At 46.9% G+C, this 13,924-nt stretch carries 19 protein-coding genes; 5 read left to right on the top strand and 14 right to left on the bottom strand.

The genetic code is table 11. From position 1 onward, the window contains the following. The first annotated feature begins 19 nt into the window (after positions 1-19). On the top strand, positions 20-799 hold the full coding sequence (locus ACN9MT_RS06510; RefSeq protein WP_426273032.1) for an HAD-IIB family hydrolase: 780 nt from the start codon (positions 20-22) through the stop codon (positions 797-799). A 53-nt stretch (positions 800-852) separates the two neighbouring features. On the opposite strand, the gene ACN9MT_RS06505 is transcribed toward ACN9MT_RS06510, so the two are convergent. After that, on the bottom strand, positions 853-1,119 hold the full coding sequence (locus ACN9MT_RS06505) for a hypothetical protein (RefSeq protein WP_426273031.1): 267 nt from the start codon (positions 1,117-1,119) through the stop codon (positions 853-855). 165 nt (positions 1,120-1,284) lie between these two features. On the opposite strand from ACN9MT_RS06505, the gene ACN9MT_RS06500 reads away from it, so the two are divergent. Beyond that, positions 1,285-2,391 carry a citrate/2-methylcitrate synthase gene (locus ACN9MT_RS06500; protein ID WP_426273030.1) on the top strand — a complete coding sequence of 369 codons (1,107 nt, stop codon included), beginning with the start codon at positions 1,285-1,287 and terminating at the stop codon, positions 2,389-2,391. Between the two features lie 64 nt (positions 2,392-2,455). Here the strand turns inward: ACN9MT_RS06500 and ACN9MT_RS06495 are convergent, their stop codons facing one another. The 7 genes from ACN9MT_RS06495 to ACN9MT_RS06465 all read right to left on the bottom strand — a co-directional run bounded on the left by ACN9MT_RS06495 (position 2,456) and on the right by ACN9MT_RS06465 (position 8,910). Next, positions 2,456-3,013 (bottom strand): DUF1349 domain-containing protein, encoded by a 558-nt coding sequence (locus ACN9MT_RS06495; RefSeq protein WP_426273029.1) that lies wholly within the window; start codon positions 3,011-3,013, stop codon positions 2,456-2,458. Between the two features lie 101 nt (positions 3,014-3,114). Next, positions 3,115-3,642: a general stress protein gene (locus ACN9MT_RS06490; RefSeq protein ID WP_426273028.1), complete on the bottom strand. Its 528-nt coding sequence runs from the start codon at positions 3,640-3,642 to the stop codon at positions 3,115-3,117. Continuing rightward, positions 3,639-4,685: a DUF871 domain-containing protein gene (locus tag ACN9MT_RS06485; protein ID WP_426273027.1), complete on the bottom strand. Its 1,047-nt coding sequence runs from the start codon at positions 4,683-4,685 to the stop codon at positions 3,639-3,641. Before ACN9MT_RS06485 ends, ACN9MT_RS06490 begins: the two co-directional genes overlap by 4 nt. Before the next feature lie 82 nt (positions 4,686-4,767). After that, positions 4,768-6,141 (bottom strand): PTS transporter subunit EIIC, encoded by a 1,374-nt coding sequence (locus ACN9MT_RS06480; protein ID WP_426273026.1) that lies wholly within the window; start codon positions 6,139-6,141, stop codon positions 4,768-4,770. A gap of 12 nt (positions 6,142-6,153) precedes the next feature. Then, complete coding sequence (gene murQ / locus ACN9MT_RS06475) at positions 6,154-7,047, bottom strand: N-acetylmuramic acid 6-phosphate etherase (RefSeq protein ID WP_426273025.1); 894 nt, start codon at positions 7,045-7,047, stop codon at positions 6,154-6,156. 444 nt (positions 7,048-7,491) lie between these two features. After that, positions 7,492-7,920: a BsuPI-related putative proteinase inhibitor gene (locus ACN9MT_RS06470; protein ID WP_426273024.1), complete on the bottom strand. Its 429-nt coding sequence runs from the start codon at positions 7,918-7,920 to the stop codon at positions 7,492-7,494. Positions 7,921-7,956: 36 nt separating this feature from the next. After that, on the bottom strand, positions 7,957-8,910 hold the full coding sequence (locus tag ACN9MT_RS06465; RefSeq protein WP_426273023.1) for an SMI1/KNR4 family protein: 954 nt from the start codon (positions 8,908-8,910) through the stop codon (positions 7,957-7,959). Between the two features lie 156 nt (positions 8,911-9,066). Between ACN9MT_RS06465 and ACN9MT_RS06460 the strand changes: the two genes are divergently transcribed. Together ACN9MT_RS06460 and ACN9MT_RS06455 are read left to right on the top strand one after the other, a co-directional pair. After that, positions 9,067-9,978 carry an EamA family transporter gene (locus ACN9MT_RS06460; protein ID WP_426273022.1) on the top strand — a complete coding sequence of 304 codons (912 nt, stop codon included), beginning with the start codon at positions 9,067-9,069 and terminating at the stop codon, positions 9,976-9,978. Between the two features lie 3 nt (positions 9,979-9,981). Next, positions 9,982-10,443: a hypothetical protein gene (locus tag ACN9MT_RS06455; protein ID WP_426273021.1), complete on the top strand. Its 462-nt coding sequence runs from the start codon at positions 9,982-9,984 to the stop codon at positions 10,441-10,443. Positions 10,444-10,522: 79 nt separating this feature from the next. On the opposite strand, the gene ACN9MT_RS06450 is transcribed toward ACN9MT_RS06455, so the two are convergent. The 5 genes from ACN9MT_RS06450 to ACN9MT_RS06430 form a co-directional block, all read right to left on the bottom strand. Then, complete coding sequence (locus tag ACN9MT_RS06450; protein WP_035408435.1) at positions 10,523-10,999, bottom strand: glutathione peroxidase; 477 nt, start codon at positions 10,997-10,999, stop codon at positions 10,523-10,525. A gap of 73 nt (positions 11,000-11,072) precedes the next feature. Continuing rightward, on the bottom strand, positions 11,073-11,291 hold the full coding sequence (locus ACN9MT_RS06445) for a hypothetical protein (protein ID WP_029341406.1): 219 nt from the start codon (positions 11,289-11,291) through the stop codon (positions 11,073-11,075). Positions 11,292-11,365: 74 nt separating this feature from the next. Continuing rightward, entirely contained in the window at positions 11,366-11,590 is a 225-nt protein-coding gene (locus ACN9MT_RS06440) for a hypothetical protein (RefSeq protein WP_426273020.1), read from the bottom strand. A gap of 19 nt (positions 11,591-11,609) precedes the next feature. Further along, entirely contained in the window at positions 11,610-12,110 is a 501-nt protein-coding gene (locus tag ACN9MT_RS06435) for a GNAT family N-acetyltransferase (RefSeq protein WP_426273019.1), read from the bottom strand. A 25-nt stretch (positions 12,111-12,135) separates the two neighbouring features. Further along, positions 12,136-12,426 carry a hypothetical protein gene (locus ACN9MT_RS06430; protein WP_035397924.1) on the bottom strand — a complete coding sequence of 97 codons (291 nt, stop codon included), beginning with the start codon at positions 12,424-12,426 and terminating at the stop codon, positions 12,136-12,138. 187 nt (positions 12,427-12,613) lie between these two features. On the opposite strand from ACN9MT_RS06430, the gene ACN9MT_RS06425 reads away from it, so the two are divergent. Then, positions 12,614-12,802: a hypothetical protein gene (locus tag ACN9MT_RS06425; RefSeq protein ID WP_426273018.1), complete on the top strand. Its 189-nt coding sequence runs from the start codon at positions 12,614-12,616 to the stop codon at positions 12,800-12,802. A 57-nt stretch (positions 12,803-12,859) separates the two neighbouring features. On the opposite strand, the gene ACN9MT_RS06420 is transcribed toward ACN9MT_RS06425, so the two are convergent. Beyond that, on the bottom strand, positions 12,860-13,705 hold the full coding sequence (locus tag ACN9MT_RS06420; protein WP_426273017.1) for an SMI1/KNR4 family protein: 846 nt from the start codon (positions 13,703-13,705) through the stop codon (positions 12,860-12,862). Between the last annotated feature and the right edge of the window lie 219 nt (positions 13,706-13,924).

Below are 13,924 nucleotides of genomic sequence, written 5' to 3'. Positions count from 1 at the left end.
GACTTTTGGAGGGTTGCTTATGAATTTTGTATTTGATCTCGACGGCACAATCTGTTTTAAAGGAAAACCGATGTCTCAAGACATCGTACAGGCGCTTCATGCAGTCGAGGACGACGGACACCGTGTGATTTTTGCTTCAGCACGTCCTATCCGTGACATGCTACCCGTCATTCATCCTTCATTCCACGACCATATCTTAATCGGCGGAAACGGGTCGTTGGTCGCATCGGAACAAACAATCGTTCAGTCCAAATCGTTCGACGATCGTGAGCTTTCCCTTATTACGGGATTACTCGACAAGCATAAAGCCACATATTTAATCGATAGTGACTGGAATTATACATATAACGGACCGCAAGACCATCCTATCCTGAACAATCTAGATCCGGGTAAGACGGCACAAAATGTTCCGCTAGCTCACCATGATCGAATCATAAAAATCCTCATTTTGAGTGCCAACAATCTGAAATCCTTAGAAAACGAGCTGCTTCGAATGGATGTCGTTGTTCATTATCATGGATCGGAACAAGTATTGGACATTAGTCCGACCACCATCAATAAACGGACTGCTTTACAATCACTCGGGATCGAGAGCGAGGGATACATTGCTTTTGGGAATGACGCGAATGATATCGAGCTATTCAAAGGAGCACAGTATGCGGTCATGATCGGAAGCCATAAATCACTCCGTTTTTACGCAGATCACACCATTGACTCCACCAGTCCTTTAGAATCTCACATAGTCGAACAAATCAGGCATCTAAGCCAAAAATACGTCTATTCCACGTCGTATTCCTAAATAACGCCTGGTGAAATTTTCGGATCAATAGTTAAATCTCTATCAATAGTTACTCATCCAAAGAGGAATACGATGGGTAAGAATAATCCGCCCATCAGGAGCATCCCTATTATGACAGCGATACTCGATTTGAAAACCGACAGCGTTTGTTCTTCTAGTGGCTTGAGCCGTTTCACAGGAATGAGCGTGGTCAATGAAGCAACGACTAATGCTAGTGGCTCAAGAATCGTTCGGCTCATCGAAAAGAACAAATCGATCATTAAAAAGACATTCAATACAAAGAAAAATCCTAATAAGCGAATAATCATGGCTTTATTCATATGTACTCCTTTATGGCTACTATCTATTTGATTTGTTTCATGAAACAGAATGCCCTCTAATTATAGCGCTTCACAGAATAATTTTGGAAACGCATTCAAATAACTGGTGATTTAATATCGTTGTAAGTCATACTGACAGTAGGTATTAGAAAAGGAGTGTTGAAGATGGAATACAAAAAAGGACTCGAAGGCGTCATTGCCGCTGAAACACAAATCGGTTTAGTCGATGGAACATTAGGTCATCTTATCTATCGTGGACACTGGGCAAAGGAACTTGCATTATCTTATTCGTTCGAAGAAGTGGCGTATTTCATCTGGAACGGTGCGTTCCCGACTGAATCGGAACTTTTGACATTCAAGGAACAGATGACAAGCTATCGTGAACTTCCTTCTTACGTAAAGACGATTCTCGATACATTGCCGAACGAGATGGATGTCATGAGCACGATGCGCACGGCAATCTCTGCGCTTGGTACACCCGCTTTCGCTTGGCCACCAACAATCGATCAAGCGATGCACTTAACGGCACTCTTACCAACGATCATCGCCTATAAGTATCAAAAAAATCAAGGCGCTGACTTCATTGAACCGAATCCGGAACTTGATCACGTCGCGAATTATATCTATATGATCAAGGGACAATTACCAAGTGACGTTGAGATTAAAGCGCTGACAGCGTATCTGATCTTAACAATCGAACACGGCATGAATGCTTCGACGTTCGCTTCTCGTGTCGTCGTCTCGACGGAATCGGAAATGATTTCCGGCGTCTGTGCTGCGATCGGATCCATGAAAGGACCACTTCATGGTGGTGCCCCTTCAGAAGTTATTGAGATGATTGATGAAATTGGAACGATCGACAACATCGAACCGTGGATCCGGAACAAATTAGAAAAAGGCGAAAAACTGATGGGCTTTGGTCACCGCGTCTATAAAACACGTGATCCGCGTTCAGAAGCTTTAAAAGTCGTCTCAAAAGATCTCGCGCAAGAGAGCGATTGGTTCAATCTGATTACACAAATGGAGCAAACAGCAATTGATTTACTCGAAGAGTACAAACCGGGCAGAAAACTCTATACGAACGTTGAGTTCTTTGCGGCAGCCGTCTTAAAAGGACTCGATATTCCGAAAGAACTGTTCACACCGACGTTCACATCTAGCCGCATCATCGGTTGGACGGCACACATCCTTGAACAAGCAGGAGACAACCGAATCTTTAGACCACAATCGTTGTATACGGGTCCGATGCCAGAAAAAGCGGCTAAGTTTTAATTAGTCTCTAGTTACGATCAAAAAATGGACCGATGCCTGACATCGGTCCATTTGATATGACGTTTTATTCAACGTTTGTTTCTAATGAGAAATCTAGTACTTCCACTTCACACCCTATCGCTTCTACCTCCGGGCTACAGGCGTACGGTCCGATCTTCAAATCGGTCACGTCATGTAAGTGCGCGATCCGGAGTTGCTCTTTGTACTCTCCTGTTATGTGATACAACGTGACGTCTTGATTGAGATAATGAAGTTCAAAGACGAACGGCGCATCAAATAGTGTATTGTCGACATCCCGACACGACCAGTCCGAGTACCCAAAGCTCGTCACGACGGCACCCAGATGAGATGGACCATCCGGAATGAACTCAGCCGAGACTTTCACCCAGTGGTCATCGTTCACATATAGCAAAATCCCCGCTTGATCATATGTAGCATTCGGTTTTAATTTCACTTCAATCCGGCATTTGAATTCTCCACTTGGAGCATCCTGTAACAGCGCATGCCCCGTCAGACGGTTGAACTGATAATGGGTATTGCGCCAAAAATCCGTATCCGGATCCGTCATGAAGCGTAACGGTGTCTCTTGTTCGATACGTGTCGGTCGATTGATCCACTTCATCGATAGTATCCTCCCTCTTAACGCCCTCTTAACTTCCTTAACTTTCGATAGCCACGAATGAGCATATCGAGCATACAATCCCTCCTATTTTCTATGAACCCTTAGACTACTTTACGAAGTCGTTGCATATCCTTATTCAATGCTGATCGTTTCAAACGTCGATTCCGTATTAAGTATTGCATATCTGACCGGTTATCGTACATCAGTTGGATATGGAAATAATTGATATATTCAAGAATCGCAAAAATATATAGAAACAAGGTGATTCGTAATCCATACACCGGAAGCTCAGATTGAAAACGAATCCAGTCGATTCCGAACGTGCACGTCGTCAGAACGATTAGAATAATATTGATGACACGACAGTGGCGTAATCGTCGGACGACCAGTTTCGGGGTATTCGACGTTCCTTCTTTCTTCAGACGTCTCCACTTGCTGTACCAATACCAAGCTCCCTGAATCAACAACAGTTCGAACAAAAACAGTGACATCCAAAATGCACTGAGTTCAAATAACTGAAGTTGTGGAAAGACACGATTGCCAAACCAGCTGAGCGGTAAAATCGTGATGACCGTGAACAATTCCCCTCGGTATAGATAGGCGAAGCGCTCGGCAACGATCTGCCTCATGGCGCCACCCAGTCAATCCGGAATTTACTTCCTGGACCAAGTAACGCAATCAAAGGACGATCTTCTGCAATCACGCGTCCGAGGATGTTGATTCGCTCATCCGCCGGCAAATCACGTTTCGTGATTTGAACCTCGCCCGCATAGCGTCCGTATCTTTCATTATCGATCGTGATCGTCCCAAGCGGACGGGCAGACGGATCTTGCGGTCTTAGATCGATTGTCGACTTATTCATCCGCGACTCGACGGACCGAATGACATCCCGCGCCGGATCAAATCGATTTGTTTCCGTATCCCGTTGTTCTTGTCGTCCGTTCGCGAGTGCCCGCAGTACGATGACTCCGTCTTGCTCTGCTTCGAATTGCCGAATCGTCGCTTCCGCCAATCGTGGATCTCCGACAAGAATTCGGTCGACGGTCGGCTTTAAGTCCAGATAACTTGCGAACGGTGCCACTCCCCGATGGTCTTCAAGTGTCGGTAACGTCTCGAATAACGGTCCGCGAAGTGTTCCATCGCCCGGTATGAATGCTTGGACGCGTAATCCTTGCGCCTGCAACCAGGCATTTTTTTCGTCAAACCACGTCCGGTCGAGTCCGGTTTCCGGTCGCGGATAAAAGTTATGCCACGCTTCCGTACGTTCGAGTTGCAGACCATGTGCCTTCATCTCAGTTAATTCGTCTGCCGTTAAGGTACTGGCGTTGAGTGCGACCATCATCTGGTTCGATAATGTCGCGATTTGTCGCGGACTGATGCCGTAATCAAGCCGCAGTCCGGTGACACCCCAGTCCGTTAGCGTCGCTGCCGTCTCCCACGTCTTGCCGAGCGTCGCAAGTGACGCCGGTGCGATGTCCGCTACGAGCTCATACCCGAGTGTCTTTGCTACACGACCGAGCGCTTGCAAGCGTTCGACGTACAGTGAGGAATCATCCTCAGGGATATGAAGCGATGTAAAGAGCGACGTAAAGCCGACGGTGCGCATCCGCTGCAACCACTCATTTGTCTCATCCGTGATCGGTTCATTTAAATAGATCGATAATCCTTTCATCGACTCACTCCTTCACTTCTCTACTTAGGGAAAAAGCAGCTGATTCCTTCTTTTTCGAAGGATTCAACTGCTTTTCATTACTTTAAATACCGTCTGCCATCTCTTCTTTGAAACCGAACCAGTACGTGAACAGGAAGCCTGCGACGTATGAGATGACGAGACCACCGATATACGTCAAGTACATTCCGTTATCGATCAACGGTGTTAACGATAAACCGGATACGCCGACACCAAGTGCTGTAGTCTTCATCGTCGCTTGGAAGGCACCACCGACCGCTGCCCCGAGACATGCCGTTACGAACGGTCGACCAAGTGGCAACGTGACCCCGTATAACAACGGTTCACCGATTCCAAGGAAACCAACTGGAATCGCACCCTTGATGATGTTACGCAAACGCGGGTTACGCGTTTTGACGAAGATTGCCATCGCTGCCCCGACTTGACCTGCTCCTGCCATCGCAAGAATCGGTAAGAGTGGCGTGTTGCCGATCGTATTCAAGAATTCAAGGTGGATTGGCGTTAGTCCGTGATGGAGACCGACCATGACGAGTGGTAGGAAGAAGCCGGCAAGTACTGCCCCAGCAAGTGGTCCACCAACCTCAAGTACGGCATTGATTGCTTTCATGATGCCGTCTGACAACAGTCCAGCCACCGGCATGATCGCATACAGCGAGGCGAATCCGACGATCAGCACCGTCAACAGTGGCGTGAAGATGATGTCGATCGATGCGAACATGAAACGACGGATATGCTTCTCAAGATATGTCATCAGCCACGCGGCAAAGATGACCCCAAACAAGCCACCCCTGCCTGGAACAAGCGGTTCCCCGTAAATCGTGATGTCCGCAAGCACCGGGTTGAACAAAATTCCGCCCGCGATTGCGCCGAGTACCGGCGTTCCGCCAAACTCTTTCGCCGTGTTCCAGCCGACAAGGATCGCAAGATATGCAAAGACCGTCCCACCGATCAATAATAATATCTGCATCCATGTCTGCGTTGCATCGACACCCGCATTTTTCGCGAAGTTTGCGCCACCATTGATGATACCGGAAGCGACGAGCCCCGGAATGAGCGGAATAAAGATATTCCCGATCCGGCGTAAGAAGCGCTTGAACGGTGACTGTTGTTTCGCTTTCACTTTTTGCCGCTCGACAGCTGCTCGTTCTTCTGGCGTCAGATTTGGATCGACGGACTCTTCCCCGATCGCAAGTCCCGTTTCGCGACTTAAATGGTCTGCTACCCGATTGACCGTTCCCGGACCGACGACGATTTGTAACGTTTCGTCATCGATGACCCCCATGACCCCATCAATCTGCTTTAACGCATCGATATCTGCTTGCGTCGGGTCCTTTAACGATAAGCGAACCCGCGTCATGCAGTGCGCAAGCTGCCGGAGATTGTCTTTTCCGCCAACGTGCTCGAGGATCGCTTGTGCCAGCACTTCTTCCTTCTTCATCGTGTTTCCCCCTTAGAGTGCGTCTCGGACGAATCCGTTTGCTTGCTGTAAACGTTCAACGGCTTCCGCATGCGGAACATTCGCGAGAATCATGACAATCGCCGTCTTGACGTGACCGTTCGCTTCATGGAAGATCCGTTCCGCCGTTACGGCATCGACTCCTGTCGCCTCACTGATCATCCGCTTCGCCCGGATCTCGAGCTTCTCGTTCGTCGACTGAACGTCGACCATCAGGTTTTGATAGACTTTACCGACACCGATCATCGCTGCCGTCGAAATCATGTTCAAGACGAGCTTTTGCGCCGTTCCAGCCTTTAATCGTGTTGATCCCGTCAAGACTTCCGGACCTGTTTCGACTTCGATCGCATAACGCGCGTGCCCACTGATGACCGCATCCGTGTTGCAAGAAATCGCTGCCGTCACCGCTCCGACTTCCTTCGCGTAATCAAGCCCGCCAATGACATACGGCGTCCGACCGCTTGCTGCGATCCCGATGACCGTATCACGTGCTTCTAGCTGGAGCGCTTTCAAATCGTCGACGGCAAGCGTCCGACTATCCTCTGCTCCCTCGACCGCTTTGATCAACGCGCGTTCGCCGCCAGCAATCAAACCGACGACCATGTCTGGTGAGACCCCGAACGTCGGCACACATTCTGCCGCATCGAGAATCCCGAGCCGCCCGCTCGTACCAGCACCGATGTAAATCAAGCGTCCTCCGGCATTAAATGACGTAATGACGTGTTTGACAACTTCAGCAATGACTGGTATCTGCGTTTGAATGACCGTTGCGACCGTCTGATCCTCGGCATTCATCACGCGCAACACATCTTCGACCGACATATCGTCGAGATGCATCGTGAGCTCATTTCGACGTTCCGTTGCTAACTGATCTAACATCTGCTTCACCCTTTCTGTTATCCCTCCCTTTATTATACAATTAAGAAATTTTAATTCAATATTTTTTATTTAATTTTGAAATTAAATTTCTATATACAATAATAAAGTTCTTTTCTTCTTTTTCAGGATGGATCAGTAGATTTCCTGCGGGCTTCGCTGACCATCTCTTTTGAAAAATCGAGTAAGGAACAGACTTGGTCGCGACCGATCGTTTCAAGGAGCAATGGGATTCGTGGACCTAGGGTTGATCAATCGTCAGTTGATAGAGCAGCGTCGCATAGTATCATTAATAAATAAAAAGCTGATTTTCACCCGTTAGTTGCCTAAAGGACAAAAATCAGCTTCCTATGAAACCACTTTTTACATCTCATGTTACTAATAGCATCATTCGTACCGGAACCTGCATGAGGCTCTAAGATATTTATTGAAGAAGTCGTTCACCAGAGGCGTAAATCATTTTAATTTCACTTCCATATCCTCTACTGAACTAGAACTGTCGCTATTCTTTTCTTTCTCCTCAACGAGATATTCGATATCATATGTACCCGGCTCGATCGTACCGCCTTGTACCGTTTGTTTGAGAACGACGGTTTCTGATGCTTTGACGCGTTTCTTTTGTTGGCTTGTTTTACTCTGTTGCTTTCTTGAATCGAAGACGACAGTCCTTGATTTGCTCTCACGAACGATGACATTCAACAAATGCCCAGAGCGAGCTACAACATCAAATGCATGGTCTCCTGTGTTCGTCAATTTGTATTCAAAGACGAGTCCCTCTTTCGTAGTCCCTTTGAAGGATGTCTCATTCGTCTCACTCCCACTTTGCGGTTGAATCATACAACCGGTCAAATAAAGAATCATAGGGATCAACAACCATTTTTTCATCTATAAAACTCCATTCTGTATAAAGAAATTGCTGAGTTACTCCCATCCTGGAAGTGGACGCGGTGGCTCCTCGACGAAGGTACGGTACCCGTCGAAGCGCATTCCTTGCCGTTGTGGATTGTGGTTACGAATCAAAGGATCACCCGTCTCGTCATCGTTCTGCCAAAATCGGTGTTCCGTTTGAAAGACCTTGATCGACGAATACTGGAATCGCTCTGCCATTAAATATTCTCGAACCGATTGCATCACTTTTTCAAAGCGCGCATCCGAGTCGTAGCTAGCGCCGAGACTTTCTTTATCTTGTTTCCCTTCGAAAATCTTAACCGAGAAATAAGCATTCTTCTTCGCAATCGGGTACTCGATTTCAACGCGAACCGAGTCGACGAAGCGAATTGGTCGAGGTTTGCTCACTTCCTCTTCGGAATTGTAGTCCTCTACATAATAAGCATCTGTTGCAATCGAGAAGTCCTTGAACTCCCAGAACATATCCCCTTGCGCAATGATCGCATATTCAAGAAACGTGCCGAAGTTCTGTCCGATCGGGTCAGTTTCCTCTGTCGACAACTCATGAAACATCCAGTGCATATACGGCGTCTCCTCCGTCTTCGCATCTTCCGTATGGATCAAGACGTATCCTTCGTTCATTTCGCCAATCATCAAGAAATGATCGTAGTCTTCATGGATCAGGTCGTCCTCTTTAGCCTGGATCGTCATTTCAATGACTTTTTCAAGTGGATAGAGTTCGATACCAAGACCTTGGATCATGAACAACTCCGCTCCGTCATGTAAACGAAGGAATGTCTTATATTCACTTGGTAACGTTAGTTTGAACTGTTTTTCAAATGACTGAATCGCCTGTTCCGTCACCGGATCATTCAAATTGAATTGAGCGACTCCTGTATCGTATCGTCGCTGAATGAAGGTCGACCCGTGATTGATTTTTTGTGATAAGACGTCAAGTACCGCTTCGATTTGGTTCATTTCTTTCATGGGTCCCATCCTTTTCATTTTTGTATTCGTGAATGATACGACTTCACCCTATACACCATACCATTTTTTCAATTATTTGGTGTATTCCATCCTACGCGTTCTGTGGTATTCTCGTTCTAATATCATTTTAAAAAATTGCATTCGAAGAGGTGACCCATGTCTAAATCATCATCGATGTTGCTCATATTACTTGCTGCGATCTTTTGGGGCACGACGGGAACCTCACAAGCCTTTGCGCCAGAAGATGCACACCCGATTGCAATTGGTGCCGTTCGTCTGGCTGTCGGTGGACTGTTCTTACTCTGTCTCGTTCTCTTCAAAGGAACGCTGACGTTACGCGACTGGCCGGTGCGGACGATTTTACTCGCTGCCGTCAGCATGGCGGCTTACCAACCGCTGTTCTTCTCCGCTGTATTGATGACCGGTGTCGCCGTCGGTACCGTCGTCGCAATCGGTAGCGCACCAATCTTTTCCGGGTGTATCGAGTGGCTGTTCCTAAAGAAACGTCCAGCGCTGCTGTGGTGGGCATCGACCGGACTATCGATCACCGGCTGTCTGTTGCTATTGAACAATCAAGGAACGGTCGCGATTGATCCAATCGGAATCGTCCTTGCACTCGGTGCCGGACTATCCTTTGCCGGGTATACGTTCGTCAGTCGAAACCTCGTCAAGACACACGCGCCGCTGTCAGTCGTTGCCGTCATTTTCACGACGAGCGCTTTACTGTTGTCACCTCTGCTCTTCTTATTTGATCTCTCGTGGTTAGTCACGCCACGAGGAGCCGGGATCAGCCTCCATCTCGGCGTCGTTACGACCGGAATCGCTTACTGGTTATTCGCGAAAGGACTATCGAACGTACCATCGTCGACTGCCGTCACGCTCTCGCTCGGTGAGCCGCTGACTGCCGCCTTGCTTGGTGTGTTCGTCCTCGGTGAAGAATTAAGTGGTACGGCTTGGTTCGGAATCTCGTTATTATTACTCGGTATCGTCTTATTAATCAGTTCGTCTCGCCTAGCAACGCGCCAAACCGTTTTGATAGAAGAACGACAAACTCGGACAGGAGGCTAAATCATGCAAGAAATCACGCTTGAAAAACTACAATTTCGCGAGGATTACAACATCGGACTCGATCAGTTCTTGATGGATGTCGCAAATGGTAACAGATTGATCTTTCATTTCCGTGGGCATACGGAGGAGACGATGGTCATCGTTGGTGACTACAGTTGCAATTACTTCCGATTGACCTTCGAGGCGGATGCGATTCTGCTACGTTCACCGGACCTCTATGAATTAAAAGAAGACGTCGAGATCAATCCGATTCCACTCCTGACGCTGACCGATTCAAAGCTACTGACGTTTGCGCGTGAACTGATGGGACTCGATCCTGCAAAAGACTGGGTCCATTACTGGCTCCGCGCATTCGAGCAGGATTTTCATGTCTTGTCTCCCCGTCCACCAGTTCTGACCGACCTCGGACATAAACGAAGTGATGCAATTGTCACGTATTCATTTGATTCGTTCAACGCTGAATGACATAAAAAAGCCCTACCTCGCCAAAGGTAGGGTATTTCTTCGTCCCGCTGCAACGACTCGCGCTAAACGGTTCCCTTTATTATACATAAACAGGCAGCGTCTTTTCAATCGACTGGACAGAGTCGATTGGACTGAAGCGCTTGACGACCTGCCCCTTCCGGTCGACGAGGAACTTCGTGTAGTTCCATTTGATTTTCGACGACAGCAAGCCGGACTGTTCTTTCTTCAAGAACGTATAAAGCGGATGCTCGTCCGGTCCATTGACGTCGATCTTCTGAAACATCGGAAACGTCACGCCATAGTTCAGCTGACAGAACTGCATCGTCTCTTCCTGACTCCCGAACTCCTGCTGATTGAATTGATCACACGGAAATCCGAGCACTGTGACTCCTTGTTTCTCATATTTATCATAAAGCGCCTGTAGTTCGCCAAGTTGTTTGACGAGCCCACACTTACTTGCTGTGTTGACGATCACGAGGACTCGTCCAGCATAATCACTTAGCGAAACAGTTTCTCCTGCTGCATTTTGTACGATTGCATCATATACGGTTTGCATGTTTCCCAGCTCCTTTGCCCCGAGTATAAGACAAAACGCGCACCCTGTCGTTTTCAGGCATGCGCGTAATGCTTTACCAGATCGTCTCTTCTTTGTCGCTCAGTTTGATGACGAACGGTAGGATCAAGACGAACAAGAGACTGACGTATCCGAGCGATAAGTAATGTTGCGAGTCTTTTGAAATGTATTGCTTCACGCCGCAGTTCGGACATGCTTTCCCATGTTTCGCAAATCCGACAGCAAGCACTTCTTTCGTTTTGAACTTATATTGGCAATTCGTACAGCGTACCATCTGACCATCTCCTTCTTCCTTATCTACTGGTGGATGCAGGAAAAAGTTTCATGAAATCGAAGGTAATCGACATCTTACCTCATCGATTCTTCTCGGCCGCTCAACCGAATCAGAAACGGCAAGAACAGGACGAACAAGAGACTGATATTCCCGAGTGAAAGATAAAATTGTGACTTCCGGGACATGTATTGTTTCACGCCACAGTTCGGACATGGTTTGCCTTTCCCATGTATTGCAACACTGACAGCGAGTAGTTCTTTTGTGTTGAACTTATACTGACAATTCGTACAGCGTGCCATGACATCATCCCCTTTTCTGTTATCTACTTATAGAGTTTGGAAAAGGTTCCGTTGCGTCGATAGGTTGTAAACGCATCTTCAAAAATTCATAGCTTCCACCATTCGTAGCCTGTTGGAAGCGTTCGACGGGAAGGAAGCCACTTTTCGTATACAGGCGAATCGCCCGCTCGTTGAATGTCGCGACAGCTAATTCGATTTGTTTAGGTGCATACCGGTCCATGATGAACGCAAGACCGGCTTCTAAAAATGCCACTCCATTTCCTCGGCCCGTCAAGTCTGGTCGCATGCCAAGCCCGACGTCAACGACGTCTGCGTTTGGTTCGAATACATAATAACCAATCAATTCTTCACGATCCAACACAGCAAAATAATGTTCCGTTCGCTTTGCTGGATCGAGAAATTCTGCTAAATCTTCTTCGTCATTCGGCATATCATAAAATGCAAACACCCCGTCATATTGCCACTCGTAGGCAATCTGTTCCGCCTGTCGTTGCGTCAGCGGTAAAAATGTATAGTTCATCAGGATTCAGCTCCTCTTGGATTCCTCAACGAGATCGATTCTTTCGGTAGTCTAACAGTAGCGGCAATACATTTAATCCGATCGAGATGAACGTCAATACCCACAGTGCCCGCTCCATGCCCGGTACGACGTCCTGTAACGCTGCCCAATCCTCCCGCGCCACGAATTCCGCGACGAGTCGGTATTCGGCGCACAAAGTCAGTGCCGTAAAACTCAGTCCGAGCACCATCAGGAAACGATAGTCCTTACCGATCAAATAAAAGATGATATTCAGTGCCGTAAATCCAATCGCCAGTAAACCCAGTATGATCCACATTGAATCGTCTCCTCCTTATTCCACCTCTTTATTTACTATATTTGGAATCTGTTAATTGGTATATCCGCCTTCAGTTGGATTTCACAACTTTTTGATAGATTTAATGACAAATGGATATCATTTGTAAACGAATCTTTCGAGCGATATACTCTTCCTTTCACATACGCTACTTAGGAGGAGATTACGAATGGAATCGCTGAAGGAGTCATATGTAAAGCTTGACGGATATGTCGTCGTCAAAAAAGATGGCGGACATGTACCACACGAGGAATTTCTCGTTGAATTCACTAGCTGGCTGGAGACAAAAGGTCGTGGCTGGACAGGACTTTCTACTCAAGTCGATCAGGACGGAAACGCTATCGACAATATTGAATAACTACATATCGCAAAAAGACCGGACGAAGGTGCATTCCTTCGTCCGGTCTTTCGATTGCTACTCCATGAAATTGATTCGTACTCCGATGATTTGTTTATCTAGATTTTTCTTTACTTTCAGATGATAAATACCGTCTCCATATCCAGACTCAGTCATGATACCCGCTTGAAACAAATGGACGTCCTGTTGACCGAAAAAGAGTTCATCGGCTAGTTCCTCCTCACGAAACGCAACATCATCACCGATCAATACAAATCCTGAATCAATCGCGATCTCATGCGAGCGCGTCCATCTGCCCGTCGGCTGATTGACACCTTCGTATACTGTGAGTAAACGAACCGTTCCATCTGAATCATATGTGACGGAAGCCGTCCATGCGCCAGACTTCACTTGCTCCAAGACAATCGATGCTGCGTCCTGTTCATTCGAATCCGTCACGAGCATTCGACTACTAACATTAAAAGTACCAATTGAAATCTTTTTATTTGCCCGGTCGCGTAACATCTCTGATTCCACCCATGCGTCAAGTGAAGAAGCGCAATATTTTTCAAGTCCTTTTTTCGGATGCCACGTAAAGACGAGTTCCTGTAGAAAACGGCGTCGAATCCGGTAGCATAACCGTCTACCATCTAAATGTTCGCCAAAGCAAATCATATCCTCTGGTAAATCATCTGGACGATTTGCGTAATGGTGGATGATGTCTTTTACTTCAGCATGACTCGATTCGGTCGGTATCGAATAGAGTTGCCAGTCATGAAAGGCTGGACCATTTGATTCCTGCATAAGCGAAATGTAATCCGTCGGGAATTTTACACCGAGGATTTTTTCTGCTCGTTTTATTTCGACGAGTGATACACCCGGACGTTTAGACGATGGATTGATATGTTTGATAGCTGGCTTCATATATTACCTCCGATAGTTGAAGAATGAATTCACTCTTCATCCTCAGGTTCATACAGTTCATCATTGATTTGATAAATAATTATTTCTTCCGGCATACTTTGGATGACGTTTTCTAACGAGTTCATCGATACATCGTTTGAGCATATGAAAAAACCACAACCGTCATGACCAGGCTTGATAAGTACCGATAGATGGGTTCGATCAAACGAAGCAACTGAC

This window comes from Exiguobacterium sp. R-17, assembly GCF_049913315.1.
Taxonomy (GTDB): Bacteria; Bacillota; Bacilli; order Exiguobacteriales; family Exiguobacteriaceae; genus Exiguobacterium_A.
The sequence above is the reverse complement of the archived record's forward strand: the minus strand, read 5'-3'. Positions and strand labels throughout refer to the sequence as shown.